Consider the following 14174-nt stretch of genomic DNA (forward strand, 5'->3'; position numbering starts at 1 on the left):
GTTCGGCAGGGGCGATTCCCCGCGGTCCAGCCATCCCGGCCGCGGTTAGAGTCGGGGCATGAGTAGCGAACCGCTTGCACTGCCCGCGGCCGGGTGGCCGGACTGGCTCGGCGATTACGTCCGCGACCGGCTGCGGACGGCTGCGGACACGGTCGAGCAGCTGAAGGCCGCTACCCCGGGCGACACCGCGGATGTGCTCGGACTGTGGAACGACGCCGATATCGCGTTGCGCGGGGCCGATTCGGCCGCGCACCTGTTCGCCGAGGTCCACCCCGATTCCGAGGTGCGCCGGCTGGCCGAGGAACTGGTCCAAGACGTCGACCGGGCCAGGACCGAGCGAGATCTCGACCGCGCCCTCTACGACATCGTCGCCGCCACCGACTCCTCGCACCTGGACGAGGTGTCGGCGCGCATGCGCGCGCATGTGCTGCGCGATTTCCGGCGCAGCGGTGTGGACCGTGACGAGGGAACCCGGAGTCGGCTGCGGGAGATCTCCGAGCGGCTCACCGTGCTCGAACAGGAATTCGGCCGGGCCATCCGGGAAGACGTCCGCTCGATCCGGGTCTCACCCGGCACACTCGAGGGACTGCCCGCGGATTTCGTCACCGCGCATCCGCCCGCGGCGGACGGGCTCGTCACGGTCACCACCGACTATCCGGATTATCTGCCGTTTCGCACCTACGCCCAGGATGCCGATGCCCGCCGCGCCCTTACCGTGGAGTTCGAAAGCCGCGGGTGGCCCGCCAACGACGCTGTGCTGCACGAGATTCTGGATCTTCGGGCCGAGAAGGCCCGGCTGCTCGGCTTCGACAGCTGGCCCGATTACGACGCCGACGTGAAGATGATCGGCAGCGGCCACGCCATCGCCGAATTCATCGAGCGCATCGCGAGCGCCGCCGACGCCGCGGGCCGGCGCGACCTCGAGACGCTGCTCGCCCGCCGCCGCGAGGACGAGCCCACCGCCACCTCCCTCGACCGCTCCGAGGTCGGCTACTACACCGAACTCGTGCGCCGCGAACAGTACGACGTCGACGCCCGGGAGGTGCGCCGCTATTTCGATTTCCCGCGTGTGCGGGCGGGTCTGCTCGAGGTCACCGGCCGCCTCTTCGGACTGGAGTACCGGCCCGTCGACGTAGCGCGCTGGCACGAGGACGTCGCCGTCTACGACGTCTACGCCGACGGTGAACGACGCGGGCGGATTTATCTGGACCTGCATCCCCGCGAGGGCAAATACAAGCACGCCGCGCAATTCGACCTCGTCGGCGGTGTCGCCGGGAAGCTCCTGCCCGAGGGCGTGCTGGTGTGCAACTTCTCTCGCGGACTGATGGAACACCAGCACGTCGTCACGTTGTTCCACGAATTCGGGCATCTGATCCACCACGTCGTGGGCGGGCATCAGAACTGGGCGCGCTTCTCCGGTGTCGCCACGGAATGGGATTTCGTCGAGGCCCCGTCGCAGATGCTGGAGGAATGGGCCTGGGACGCAACCATTCTCGCCACCTTCGCCGTCGACGAGACCGGCGCGCCCATCCCGGCCGAACTGGTCGAGCGCATGCGGGCGGCGAAGGAATTCGGTAAGGGCATTTCGGTCCTCACGCAGGTCGGCTACACCGAGATCTCCTATCTGCTGCATCAGGATCGGCCGGCCGACCACGACCCGGTGGTTGTCGATGCCGTGACGCGGCACAGCGGGATAGCCGAGGTGCCGCGAACCCATTTCCAAGCGTCGTTCGGACATCTGGCCGGCTATACCTCGGCGTATTACACCTACCTGTGGAGCCTGGTGATCGCGAAGGATCTGTTCTCCGCGTTCGACGCCGGCGATCTGTTCGATCCCATTGTGGCGCAACGGTATCGCGACAGTATCCTCGCGCCGGGTGGTTCCCGCGACGCGGCCGATTCGGTGGCGGACTTCCTCGGCCGTCCGTTCACCTTCGACGCATTCGCGGCCTGGCTGGACCGTGCGCCCATACCTCATACACCGGCGTAACCCGAGAAGTCGTTCCACAAGCGCCCGGCTGCCCCGGTGACACGACGGGGGTTCGCCTACTTGTGCGTCCAATCGGGTTGCAGCAGATCCGCCACCCGGGTATCGCGGCCGAGAAGCACGACATCGCGGAATTGCAGCAGGATGGCGCCGGTCGGTGCGTGGATCGTCATCGAGTCGCCGATCCTGAGCTGCAGCAGCCGGGAGCCGTCCGGCCGGTCGACCCAGTGCGGCACATCGTCGGCCGCGAGCCGGTCGAGCCGCACGAAATGCACGGCATGCACCTCGTCGTCGTTGGGGTAGAGGGCGCCGGGATCGTCGAGCGCGACGACGATGGGGGTGATCGCGAAACCGGACGCCGCCGGGAAGTCGTCGAGCCTGCCCAGGACACTGGTGGGCGGGGCGACCAGGCCGATTTCCTCGTGCAGTTCGCGTAATCCCGCCGCGACGGCGGTCTCGTCACCGTCGACCCGGCCTCCGGGCAACGCCCACTGCCCCGCATTGCGTCCGCGATAGGCGCGTTTGATCACGACCACGCACGGCTGCCCGTCGTGTTCCAGTACACACAGCACAACGCTCGCGCGTCGCATTCCGGGCACGTCCGCGACCGTTCGAAACTCGAACTCGCGCAAGCGGCCCGCGGCGAGTTCCCGGAAATCCTGCACACTCATACCTCGATGGTGTCAGTACCGGCCCCGGCGTGATCCGCCCGGTCCGCACGGACGGCAACCGATGCGCGCGGACTACCCGCCCGCCGAGTCTGTGCGCAGGTGCGTGCGAGCCCACTGCTCGAAGCTGGTGAGCGAGATGCCGAGGGCGGTGGCGTAGTCGGGTCGACCCGGCTGGCCGGCCACATTCAGCCATTCGAGTGCGGCGCCCATGGGCGGCATGCCGGCAGCGACGGCCTGTGCCACCGTCATGTTCGGAGCCTCCAAGGCAATGCCGAGTACGCGGGACAGGGTGGCGGCGATCTCGGTCATCGACAGGTAGTCGCTGGCCAACTCGAGTTCCACCCGGTCGAATCGTTCGGGTTCGGTGATCGCCGCCGCGGCCGCACGGCCGATGTCGTCGACAGCGACCAGCGACAGCCGGGTCTCCGGCGCCAGGACGCTCACCAGCCCACCGTCGATTCCGCGCGGAAACATGTACCGCATGGACGGCAGGAAGTTCTCCATGAATGTGCCCGGCTTCACCAGGGTCCAGCGCGGAAACCCGGCCGCGCGCACCGCATCCTGCACTGCGGCCTTGGCCGTCAGGGAGTCCTCGACCGCCCACCGGCCAGGAGCCCAGCCGGGAACGTCGGTGTGCTGACCGGCTCCGGTCACCGAGGTGTGCACGAACTGATCGACCCCCGCGATCCGCGCGCCGTCGATGAGAGTGAGGCCCTGGGCGACCTCGCCGTCGAAATCGAAGCCCGCGTCGGTGAGCGCGGGCATCTGCACGGAGAACACCGCGCGGGCGCCGTCGGCCGCGCGGATCACCGACTCGCGGTCGTGCAGATCGCCGGTGACCAGCTCGGCTCCGAGCGATTCGATTTCCTTGGCGCGGACGTTGTTTCGGTCGCGCACCAGGGCGCGGACGTGGACGCCGGCGGCGAGGAGTGCGCGGGCGGTGGCGCCGCCCTGCCGGCCGGTGGCGCCGGTGACCAGGACCGGTGCGGAATCAGTGGACATGCTGCACCTCTCACTAAACGGCGTGGCCCGCCGTTTCTGTTTCGGCTACGATATGGCGGGGCCCGCCGTTTAGCAACCCGGGAGGTGACGCGATGCCCGAACGCCGACGCGCCGATGCTCGGCGCAACTACGCGCTGGTGCTGGCCGTAGCCGAGAAGGAAGTCGCGGCGCACGGCGCCGGGGCGTCACTCGAGCAGATCGCGCGCGTCGCGGGAGTCGGGTCGGCGACGGTGCGGCGGCACTTTCCGACTCGCCGCGCCCTGCTGGAAGCGGTCTCGCGCACCCGGATCGACGCGCTCTGTGCCCGCGCGCGGGAACTCGCCGACGCGGAGGACAGTCGCGGCGCGCTGCTGGAGTGGTTGCGCGCTGTCGTCGCCTACTGTGTCGGCGCGCGCGGGCTGGCGGTCGCGTTGTCCTACGACAGTGCCGGCTCGGATCCGGTCCACGACAACAGCTGTGGGGCGGCGCTGGAAGAGGCGGGCGAGCCGTTGCTGCGCCGCGCCGTGCGGGAGGGCACGGTCGCGACCACGTTCACGGTGGCGGACCTGATCACCCTGATCGTGGGGATCGCGCTGGCGACCGAACACGGCCCCGACCCCGCCGCGCAGGCGGAGCGGCTGTTCGGGTTGGTCGTCGCGGGCCTGAGCCCGCGGTACGCGCCGGCGGACGCCGCCCCGGTGCGGGCGGGGAAACGATGAGCCTGCGGCAATTCGAGTACGCCCTCGCCGTCGCCGAGGAGGGGTCGGTGACGGCCGCGGCGGAACGACTGCACGTCGCGCAGCCGTCGATGTTGCAGCAGATCCGCAGTCCGGAGCGCGAGCTCGGCGTGACGCTGTTCGACCGCACGCCGACCGGGCTGGTGCCCACGGTGGTCGGCCGCGCATTCCTGCGGGATCCGAGCAGGCGCCGCCCGCCTACCGCCCCCGCCGCACCTGATCGAACGGCACGTCCCGGTCGGCGGCGTATTCGCGGGGCATGCCGAGCACCCGTTCGCTGATGATGTTGCGGGCCATTTCGGTACTGCCGCCGGCGAGGCTCCAGGCTTGGCGGTAGAGGTATTCCTGGCCGGCGCGGCCGAGGCCGGGTTCGCCGTCGGGGTCGCCGGTCGCGGCGGCGGCGCCGGCGATACGCACGGTGGCATCGGCCTGCAGCCACGAGTTGCGGGCACTGAACAGGCGCACGATCGAACCGGCCGCGGGCGCCAGATCGCCGGCGGCGATACGGGCGCCGACATGCGCGATGAGCTGATCGTGGACCAGGTTCATCGCATACGCCTCGCCGATGTCCTCCCGCACGCGGGGGTCGGCGAATTGCCCGGTGCGGCGGGCGATGTCGAGCAGGCTGTGCACGTCGCGGCCGCTGTGCCGGCCGACGCCGCTGGCGTAGGGGGAGCCGCCGCCGACGGCGTTGCGTTCGTGCTGCAGCAGCCGGGTCGCCACCGCCCAGCCGCCGTCGACCTCGCCGACGACGGCGTCGGCCGGGACCCTCACGTCGTCGAAGAACTCCTGACAGAATTCGGTGGATCCGTCGACCTGGGTGATCCGGCGGATGGTCAGTCCGGGGGAGTTCACCGGCACCAGGAACATGGTCAACCCGGCGTGTTTGGGCACCTGCCAGTCGGTGCGGGCGAGGCACAGCGCGTAGTCGGCGGCGTAGGCGCCCGAACTCCAGATCTTGGAACCGTTGAGCACCCAGTCGTCGCCGTCGCGCTCGGCCCGGGTGGTGAGACCGGCCAGATCGGATCCGCCGCGCGGCTCGGACAGGAACTGCACCAGCAACTCCTCACCGCGCAGCGCCGCGGCGATGTGGGTGCGCTTCTGCTCCTCGCTGCCCATGTCGAGAAGTGTTGCGGCGCAGATGGTCAGGGTCGGGATGTTGAGTGCCAGCGGCATCTCGTACGGGCGCGACTCCTCGGTGAAGGCTCGCTGGTGGGCCGGGCTCAACCCCAGTCCGCCGTATTCGACGGGAAAGCAGATGCCGGCGAAGCCGCCGTCGTGGAGGATGCGTTGCAGTTCGCGCGCGCGGGCCCACACCTGCGGTGACTTCTGCTCGCCCGAGCGGACCGGCGGCGCGGGCGGCAACGTGTCCCGCAACCAGCGCCGGGCGCGGTCACGGAAGCTGTCGACCGATTCGGTTGCGGCGGTGACGGATTCGGTGGTGCTCATGCGGGGATCGTCTCCAGCAGATCGGTGAGCCGGCGCCGGTGTTCGGCCGGGGTGCCGTAGAGGGCCCGGCCGAGCGTGACCCGGCGCAGATACAGGTGCAGATCGTGTTCCCAGGTGACGCCGAGCCCACCGTGGATCTGCACGCATTCCTGCACGATCTCGCCGGCCGTGGCGCCGACGAAGGATTTCGCGACGCTGACGGCCTCGGCGGTGTTCGCGGTGTCGTCGCCGAAGCTCGCGGCCGCGGCCCACGACGTGGCCCGGCACGCCTCGAGTGTGGTCGCGATATCGGCGGCCCGGTGTTTGAGCGCCTGATAGGAGGCGAGCGGACGGCCGAAGGTGTAGCGGTCGAACATCCACTGCACCGTGGCCTCGAAGGCCCGCTGCGCGGCTCCGGTCATTTCCGCGGCGCTCAACGTGGCGGACACGAGCAATTGCTCCTCGGCGGCGGCCGCGGCGGCTTCGGGATCGCGGTGCACGACGGCGGTCGCGGGGACGGGGACATCGTCGAAAACGACTGTGGCCGTGCGGCGCACGACATCCAGCGTCCAGACCGGGGTGACCGTGACGCCGGGCGTGTCCGTGGCCACGAGCAGTTGCACCGGGCCCTCGGGTCCTTGGGCGTCGACGACCAGCAGATCGGCTCGAGCGCCGAATTCGACGCGATCCTTCACCCCGGACAGCCGGAATCCGGCACCGTCCGGCGTGGCCGCGGTCTCGAACGGGGCAGAGCGCAGACCGGCCCCGGGTTCGTAGTGGGCCCAGGTCGCGATCGCGGCTCCAGCGACGACATCTGTGATCACAGTCTCGAAATCGCCTGTGCTGCGGAGCAATCCGGCCAGTGCGGTATTCACCGCGAGCAGCGGACCCGGCGCGCAGGCGCGCCCGAATTCCTCGGCGATCAGCGCCAGGTCGGCCATCGGAGTGCCCGATACCGCGCCGCCGCCGAGCTGTTCGGGGACCAGCGGTGCGGTCCAGCCCAGTTCGGCGCCGCGCCGCCACCAGTCCCCGTCGAAGCCGTCGGGGGAATCGGCGAGGCGGCGCACCGTGTCCACGGGCACGGTGGCGGCGAGGAAGTCGCGGGTGGTGGTCCGGAACAGTCGTTGGTCGGCGGTGGGAGCGGCAGTCACGAATGTGGTCCTTACGCAGGGGCCTCCCGCGAACCCGGTGAGGTGTGCGGATATCGAGTTCGCGGGAGGCGGGGCACCCATCGGCGGCGTCGAGAGGCCGGCGCGCCGCCGATGGGAGTGGTGGCCGGTCGCCACCCCGGGGTGGCGACCGGAGTTTCTACAGCGGTTCCCAGAAGGTGATCTGGGTGGCCTTCGGATCGATCGCGGGGCTGAGGGTGGATCTGCCCTCGGCCGAGTCGGCGCGTAACTGCTCGAAGACCGCCTCGGCGTCGCCGTCGATCTCGTACACCGCCAGATACCGGTGGGTGGCGCCCTGCCCCTCGAGCTGCGGGGCCCGATAGCGCGAACACGAACGGATGCCTTCGATCTGCAGCAGTTCGGGAATGTGCACCTCGGTGTACCAGGTGTTGTATTCGTCGTCCATCCCCTCGTGCGGGGTGGAGAAGACCAGCATCTGCATGGTGTCGACCTATCGAGAAGTGAAGGGGGACGGCCGGATTCGAGTGATCAGGCGCGCTGGGCGTACAGTTCGGCCCATTCCTTGCGCGGGCGGACGGTGAGATCGACATCGGCGGCCTGGGCCCGCAGCGCGCCGACGGTCGCCTGGTCGCGCGGGATGTGCGCGAACGGTTCCCAGTTCAGGAAGCGGCAGGCGTTCTGCCAGGTGATCTTGTCGATATCGGCGTCGTCGGCGCCCGCGGCCTCGAGTTCGGCCACGACGAATTCCGGGGCGTCGGGCCACAGCGAATCCGAATGCGGGTAGTCGCATTCCCACGCGATGATGTCGATGCCGATCTCGTGGCGCAGTTTCAATGAGGTCTTGTCGGTGACGTAGCAGGCCATGACGTGCTCGCGGAACACATCCGAGGGCATTTTGCCGCCGAAGTCGCGGCGCAGCCACTTCTGGTTGGTGTAGTGGCGGTCCGAGCGGTCGAGGAAATACGGGATCCAGCCGATGCCACCTTCGGACAGCGCCACCTTCAGTCCCGGATAACTGCGCAACGCGGGACCCCACAGCAGATCCTGGATCGCGATCTGGGACACGCTGGGCGCCAGCACCATCAGATTGTCGATGGGCGCGTCCGGGGCCATGCGCAGGGCGCCGAAACCGGGGCCGATGTGCAGGTTCATCACCAGGCCGGTGTCGGCGAGCGCCGCGAACACCGGACCCCAGTGCTCGATGTCGTGATAGGAGGGGTGGCCCTCCACGTGCGGGATCTCCGACATGGTGACACCGTGGAATCCCTTGGCCGCCACCCGCTGGATCTCCGCCACCGCCAGTTGCGGATCCCACAGCGGCAGAATGGCATTCGGGATGAACCGGCCCGGGTAGGTGGCGCACCACTCGTCGATGTGCCAGTTGTTGTAGGCCTGGATCATCGTGACGGTGATCTCGTCTTTGAACTGGCTCAGGTGGCCCGCGCTGAAGCCGGCGAAGGTCGGAAAGCACATCGAGGCGAACACCCCGTTGGCGTTCATATCGCGCACCCGTGCGTGAATGTCGTAGACGCCCGGCCGCATTTCGGCGTAGCGGGTGGGATTCTTGTCCCACTCCTCCTTGGGCCAGCCGACGACCGCGTTCAGTCCGGTGACACCGACCGGCCGGCCGCGATAGGTCCACTGATCGATGCCCTGTTCGTTGGTGAGCAGTTGCGGCACGTACTCGGCGTACTTCTTCGGCGTATGCCGGTCGAACATGTCGGCCGGCTCGACCACATGGTCGTCGATGCTGACCAGGATCATGTCATCGGTATTCATGAGGTTCCTCGTGCTGGTGCGGACGGCGGCGCCCCGCTGCGGCGGGCGACGTAGGAGATTCACAATCTCTGTTATGGAGAATCATACTCTCCTACTCGCCTGTGACGGTACACCCGAATCCGCGCCGATACGGCGAACTCCACGCCACGCTGCTCGCGTCAGGGCGCGCGGTAGACGACCTGCCCGGCGACGATCGTGGCCGCCACGGGCGGCGAGTCGAGCGCATCGCCGAGTTCCGCGGGCGGGACCTGCAGCAGAGTCAGGTCGGCGTTGTGGCCCGGGGCGAGAGTCCGGGGAATGTGAGGCCGGGCGGCGGTGCCGAAGAACAGCGACAGCGCGGTGGCCGGCGACAGCGCCTCGGCGGCTGAGCGGCCGAGTCCGCGATCGGTGGCGGCGCGCACCACCGCCCACGGATCCGGATCGCCGAACGGCGCGTCGGTGCCCGCCGCCACCCCGACGCCCGCGGCGAGTAGCGAACCGAGCCGCCACAGATCGGGCCGGTCCTCGGCGGGCACCTCGCGCGCGTACTGGGCGGCACGCTCGATCAGGAAATGCGGCTGGGTGATGACCGGAATGTCGTTGCGGCGCAACCAGGTCAGCACCTCGGTGGGAACGACGGCACCGTGTTCTATGCGGTCGCCGGGCACCACGCCCGCCAGGTCGAAGGCGGCCATGGTCAGAATCAGCTGCACCCGCGTGACACAGTGCACCGCGGCGGCCCGGCCCGCACCGTGCAGCCGGCGCAGCCGCACGACGAAATCGTCGAGGTCGGGCAGTGCGGTGTCGTCGAGCAGGATTTTGGTGGGGCCCAGGCGGAATCGCTCGACGTGCGGATCCTCGATATCGGGCTCGGCCATGCAATAGACGCGTTGCACGATGCGCCCGTCCAGTACGGCGGCGGCCAGGGCCCCGACCTCCGGACGGGTGAGATCCGGTGTGGCATCGGTGAATCCGGTGATCCCCCGCGTCGCTGCCACCGCCGAGATCGGCGCCGGATCGGGCGCCAGGCAATCGAGCCGGTCGCCGAGCCAGGTGTCCATCCGCCACAACCGGCCCGTGGCCCGGCCCTGCGGATCACGTTCGACTCCCGGCAGCGGACAGTTGTCGATATCGAGCAGTGCGCAGGCGCTGGAGTCGAGGATCCACAGCGCGCCGCAACGATGCTGCACCCGCACCGGCCGGCCCACCTCCATGCGGTCCAGCGCCCACCGGTCGATGGCCCCCGCGACATCGTCGTGGTAGTCCACGGCCCGGAGCCAGGCGTGACCCGGCGTCCGGCGCGCGGCGTCGCGCAAACGGTCCGCCAGTGCGCGGGCACCACGAATCCGGTCCGGCCCCACCGGAATCGACTCCGAGCGCGCGGCCAGTGAGCGCAGATGGATGTGGTGGTCGTGCAGGCCCGGCACCAGCCACCCACCGCGTGCGTCGATATCCTCCTCGCCGGTCCGGGGCCGCAGCCCGCGCCCGCATTCGATGATGGTGCCGCGCTCGCAGCGGATATCGGTGTGGGCACTGCCGAAAACGACGGCATTGCGGATCAGCATGCGACACCACCCGGAAAGCCGGACGCGGCGCGGGCCTGCGCGGAGCGCGGGGACAGGACGGCCTGGGTGGTCGCCGTGTGCGCGCACCGGACCTGCCAGCGCCCATCGTGAGTGAACACCCGGTGCGGGCCCGGGCACCGTGGTGGCGCGGCGGCGAAGGCGGCCGTGACCGCGCGCATCGAGACGTCGGCCAGGACACCGCCCCCGGCCCGCACGGCCGCGCAGACCGCCAGCGCCGCGGCGATTCCCGACAACGGGTCGCCGATCGCATCCGCGCAGAACACCGGCATGCCGTGTCCGGTGCCGACCAGCCCGCCGGCGACGGCGGCGTCGTCGCCGAAGGCCACCCGCATCGGCTCGGACCGGCCGTAGCCGGTGAGACCGACCCAGATCTGCCCGGGACGCAGCCCGCGCCGGTCGGGTCCGAGCCCCAGTTGCGCCAGCGCGCGAGGCCGCGACGCCTCGATCACGATATCCGCGGCCGCCAGCAGTGTCGCCAATTCCGTTCGACCGGAATCGGTTCGGAAGTCGATCGCGCGGAATTCGTGTCCGGCGTGCAGCGTGCCGAAGAAGTGGCGATCCGCGCGCGCACCGTCGGGCCGGTGCGGACTCTCCACTGTGATCACCCGCGCCCCGGCGCGGCCGAGGATGTGGGCGCACAACGGGCCCGCCCACATCGAGGACAGGTCCACCACCAGCCGGCCGGTCAATTCGCGCCGGGGCGTCGGCGCCGCGAGCCGCGACAGCTGCCACGGCGGTGCGCACGGATCGGCCGTCGCACCGTCCGGCGGAAGGGCGGCGGCCGGGACGCCGAGCAGCTGGGCGCGGTCGGCGAGCTCGGCTGCGGTGACCTGAACGGCGCACTGCGCCAACGCCTTCCAGTGATCGTCGGCCCGGTGGGCGCCGATGATCGCGGGCACGGCGGCGATATCGTCGACGCGAGACAACGTCAGTGCGCACCAGCCGTCGGCGGTGCGCAGCAGGCGAGTGGACCCGCCCGCCGACCGCGTTCCCGCCCGCCGGAAACCGTGGTCGACGGCGCGCACGGTGAGTACCGGACCGGGGGCCAGGGTGACCGCACGGCCCAGCGCGGCGGTGGTGCGCGCGAGCAGGTCCAGCGCGTCACCCAGCCGTGCGAAGGCGGGAGCGGGGGAGATGTCGGGCGGCCCGCCCGCGGGACCGGTGAGGTCCATGGCTCCCGAGGCCGCCCACCTGCGGACCTCGCACCCGTACCGGGACGTGTCGGTCGCGCACGGCGGCCACAGTTCGGATACCGGATGCGGCAACGCGGCCGGTGGGGACTGTGCGGCTGGGTGATTCATCTCCGACCTCCTCGGCGAGGGTGTGCGCGGCCGTCGCTACGACGGCCCGCCGGTGGGCTCGATGCGATCCACCAGACCCCAGCGCAGGGCGGTGTCGACGTCGATGGTGGCGCCGGTGAGCATCGCCCAGGCGGCACGCCAGCGCCCGATCCGGCGCGGCACGCTCACCGTGCCTCCCGCACCCGGGACCAGACCCATGCCGACCTCCGGGAAGCGGAACCAGGTGCCCGGCGCCGCGGTGACGATGCCGCCGAACGCGGCGATCTCGGCGCCCGCGCCGACACAGGCGCCGTGGGTGTCGATGCGCAATCGGGCGGACAGGCGGTCCAGCACGCGCCACGGCGCCCGGTCCAGGCGCACCAGATAGGCCGCCACCGGATCTGTGGCACAACCGAATTCGGCGAGATCTCCGCCGCTGCAGAAGGCCGGTCCCGCACCCGCGAGGCGTACCGAGGTGATGCTGGGGTCGGCCTCGGCCACCTGTGCGGCCGCGAGCAATTCCTCGCGCAGGGCCGCGCTGAGCGCGTTGCGGCGGTGCGGACGATTCAGCACGATGGCGAGTTCGGCACCCGAGCGGTCGATCCGCACCAGCTCGCCGGGCTCGCCGTCCGGAATGCGGGCGGGTCCGCGAGCGGCCAGCCACGCGCGGAATTCCGTGCCGCCCAGCAGCATCGAGTAGACCGCCGCTTCGGCGGCCAGCGCCGGGAGGGTGGGCAGCGCGGGCGTCTGCCGCAGCAGGTGCCCGCAGGCCAGCGCCGCCCGGGGCGCGTGATCGACGGCCGCGGCGAGTATCTCGACCGCGGCGGCGCGATCGGTCACGGTGACCACGCGCCGATCGCGATGCGCGGACTCGCTCACCGCGACGGTCGCCGCATCGAGAATCGGATGCAGTCGGGCGGGAACCGTCTCGCCGGCGACGGCGACGGTGAGTGCCGCTGCGTGGGCGATCGAGGCGGCGACCTCGGCGATGTGTCCGGGACTCGAGTGCCGCAGTTCATCGACGTCGACGACCCTGAGCGGCTGCCGTGGCTTCCCGTCACGGTCCAGGCTCAGGTCGGCGAATCGCAGGTCTGGGTCACCAGCGCTGGTGGTCATCGGCATCGCCGTTCTGTGCGGCCGCGAGTATTCGCGGGCAACCGGATTCGTTACCGCAGGTGGTCTTTCATCACCTTTCCGGTCGCGTTGAGGGGTAATTCGTCCAGGAACACCACCGCGCGCGGCGCCTTGTACCCGGCCATGTTCTCGCGACCCCAGGCGATGAGCTCGGCCTCGGTCAGCGGTGCGCGCGTGACGACGAACGCCTTGCCGACCTGACCCAGCCGCTCGTCGGGGATACCGATCACCGCCGCCTGCACGACCGCTGGATGCTGCAGCAGAAGCCCCTCGATCTCGGCGGGGTAGGCGTTGAAGCCGCCGACGATGAACATGTCCTTCTTCCGTCCGATGATCCGCAACCGGCCGCCCTCGTCCAGCGCGCCCAGATCGCCGGTGTGCAGCCAGCCCTCGGCGTCGATCGCCTCCGCGGTGGCCGCCGGATCGTCGAGATAGCCCTGCATGACGGTGTAGCCACGCAGCAGCACCTCACCGTCGGCGGCGATGCGGACTTCCACACCGTCGCAGGGGGTTCCGGCGGTCGTCGCGATCTGCTCGAAGGTGTCGCCCGGGCGCGAGGCGGTCGCGGTACCCGCCTCGGTCAGCCCGTATCCGGTCATGATCGAATGGAACGGCAGTTCGGTCTTCACCCGGCGGATCAGCTCCACCGGGATGTCGGCCGCGCCGGTGACCGCGGACCGCAGCGACGACAGGTCGTAGCGTCCGCGCGCCTCCAGCAGCGAGTGGTAGAGGGTGGGCGGGCCGGGCAGCATCGTGATCCGTTCGCGCGCGACGAGTTCGCAGACGCGGTCCACATCGAACACCGGCACCGGCAGGATCGTGGCCCCGCGGATGAACGACGCCAGCACGCCGGCCTTGTAGCCGAAGGTGTGGAAGAACGGATTGACCGCCAGATAGCGGTCCCCCTCGCGCAGATCCGCCAGCTCACACCATTCGGTGTAGAGCCGCAGATTCTGGCGGTGGTTCATCATCACCCCCTTGGGGCGGCCGGTGGTCCCGGAGGTGTAGATGATGTCGGAGATGTCGGTCCCCGCCACCTCGCGTTCGAAAGGTGAACCGCTGGACAGGAATTCCGAAGCGAGGTCGATCACCGGCACACCCTCGGGCCCGCTGAGCTCGCGCCCGAGGAAGCCCTGCTGGACCAGCAGGAGCTTGGCACCGCTGCGGCCGATCACATCCGCCGCCTCGGCCGCCTGGAAGCGGGTGTTCACCGGAACCAGCACCCCGCCCGCGGTGAGCAGGCCGAAGGCGCCCACGATCCAGTCGGCGGAATTGGGCGCCCAGATCGCGACCCGGTCGCCCTTGCCGACCCCGGCCTCCGCGAAGGCGCCCGCGGCCCGGCGCACCCGGTCGACGAGTTCGGTGTAGTTCAGCCGCAGATCGCCGTCGACGACCGCCTCGGCGTCGCCGAAGCGGTCGGCGCAGGAGGCGACCATCTGCGGGATGGTCTCCCAGCTCATGCTGTGTCCTCTGCGGTAGGCC

General features: G+C 70.2%; 13 protein-coding genes. 3 read left to right on the top strand and 10 right to left on the bottom strand.

The window, feature by feature from the left end:
* The first annotated feature begins 58 nt into the window (after positions 1–58).
* A complete protein-coding gene (locus NK1_RS21805; RefSeq protein ID WP_063011378.1) occupies positions 59–1990 on the top strand; it encodes a M3 family metallopeptidase in 1932 nt (643 codons plus the stop codon).
* A 56-nt stretch (positions 1991–2046) separates the two neighbouring features.
* On the opposite strand, the gene NK1_RS21810 is transcribed toward NK1_RS21805, so the two are convergent.
* Together NK1_RS21810 and NK1_RS21815 are read right to left on the bottom strand one after the other, a co-directional pair.
* A complete protein-coding gene (locus NK1_RS21810; RefSeq protein ID WP_063011380.1) occupies positions 2047–2658 on the bottom strand; it encodes an NUDIX hydrolase in 612 nt (203 codons plus the stop codon).
* A 72-nt stretch (positions 2659–2730) separates the two neighbouring features.
* A complete protein-coding gene (locus NK1_RS21815; protein WP_063011382.1) occupies positions 2731–3660 on the bottom strand; it encodes an NmrA/HSCARG family protein in 930 nt (309 codons plus the stop codon).
* A 92-nt stretch (positions 3661–3752) separates the two neighbouring features.
* Here NK1_RS21815 and NK1_RS21820 point away from each other — a divergent pair, with 92 nt between their 5' ends.
* Positions 3753–4358, top strand: a complete 606-nt coding sequence (locus NK1_RS21820; RefSeq protein ID WP_063011384.1) for a TetR/AcrR family transcriptional regulator — start codon at positions 3753–3755, stop codon at positions 4356–4358.
* Positions 4355–4657: a LysR family transcriptional regulator gene (locus NK1_RS33915; RefSeq protein ID WP_369689826.1), complete on the top strand. Its 303-nt coding sequence runs from the start codon at positions 4355–4357 to the stop codon at positions 4655–4657. The genes NK1_RS21820 and NK1_RS33915 overlap by 4 nt, the downstream gene beginning before the upstream one ends.
* On the opposite strand, the gene NK1_RS21825 is transcribed toward NK1_RS33915, so the two are convergent.
* The 8 genes from NK1_RS21825 to NK1_RS21860 all read right to left on the bottom strand — a co-directional run bounded on the left by NK1_RS21825 (position 4575) and on the right by NK1_RS21860 (position 14152).
* A complete protein-coding gene (locus tag NK1_RS21825; protein ID WP_063011386.1) occupies positions 4575–5825 on the bottom strand; it encodes an acyl-CoA dehydrogenase family protein in 1251 nt (416 codons plus the stop codon). The two genes, NK1_RS33915 and NK1_RS21825, sit on opposite strands and share 83 nt — an antisense overlap.
* On the bottom strand, positions 5822–6955 hold the full coding sequence (locus NK1_RS21830) for an acyl-CoA dehydrogenase family protein (RefSeq protein ID WP_063011388.1): 1134 nt from the start codon (positions 6953–6955) through the stop codon (positions 5822–5824). Before NK1_RS21830 ends, NK1_RS21825 begins: the two co-directional genes overlap by 4 nt.
* Positions 6956–7112: 157 nt before the next feature.
* Positions 7113–7415 (bottom strand): DUF4286 family protein, encoded by a 303-nt coding sequence (locus NK1_RS21835; RefSeq protein ID WP_063011390.1) that lies wholly within the window; start codon positions 7413–7415, stop codon positions 7113–7115.
* A 47-nt stretch (positions 7416–7462) separates the two neighbouring features.
* Entirely contained in the window at positions 7463–8713 is a 1251-nt protein-coding gene (locus NK1_RS21840) for an amidohydrolase family protein (RefSeq protein WP_063011392.1), read from the bottom strand.
* A 158-nt stretch (positions 8714–8871) separates the two neighbouring features.
* On the bottom strand, positions 8872–10257 hold the full coding sequence (locus NK1_RS21845; protein WP_063011394.1) for an amidohydrolase family protein: 1386 nt from the start codon (positions 10255–10257) through the stop codon (positions 8872–8874).
* Positions 10251–11579 carry a CoA transferase gene (locus NK1_RS21850; protein WP_084461334.1) on the bottom strand — a complete coding sequence of 443 codons (1329 nt, stop codon included), beginning with the start codon at positions 11577–11579 and terminating at the stop codon, positions 10251–10253. Before NK1_RS21850 ends, NK1_RS21845 begins: the two co-directional genes overlap by 7 nt.
* 36 nt (positions 11580–11615) lie before the next feature.
* Positions 11616–12674, bottom strand: coding sequence for an enoyl-CoA hydratase/isomerase family protein (locus NK1_RS21855; protein WP_063011495.1), 1059 nt, complete (start codon positions 12672–12674; stop codon positions 11616–11618).
* A gap of 50 nt (positions 12675–12724) precedes the next feature.
* Positions 12725–14152, bottom strand: a complete 1428-nt coding sequence (locus NK1_RS21860; RefSeq protein ID WP_063011398.1) for a FadD3 family acyl-CoA ligase — start codon at positions 14150–14152, stop codon at positions 12725–12727.
* Positions 14153–14174 lie beyond the last annotated feature (22 nt).

This window comes from Nocardia kruczakiae NBRC 101016, assembly GCF_001612965.1.
GTDB lineage: Bacteria > Actinomycetota > Actinomycetes > Mycobacteriales > Mycobacteriaceae > Nocardia > Nocardia kruczakiae.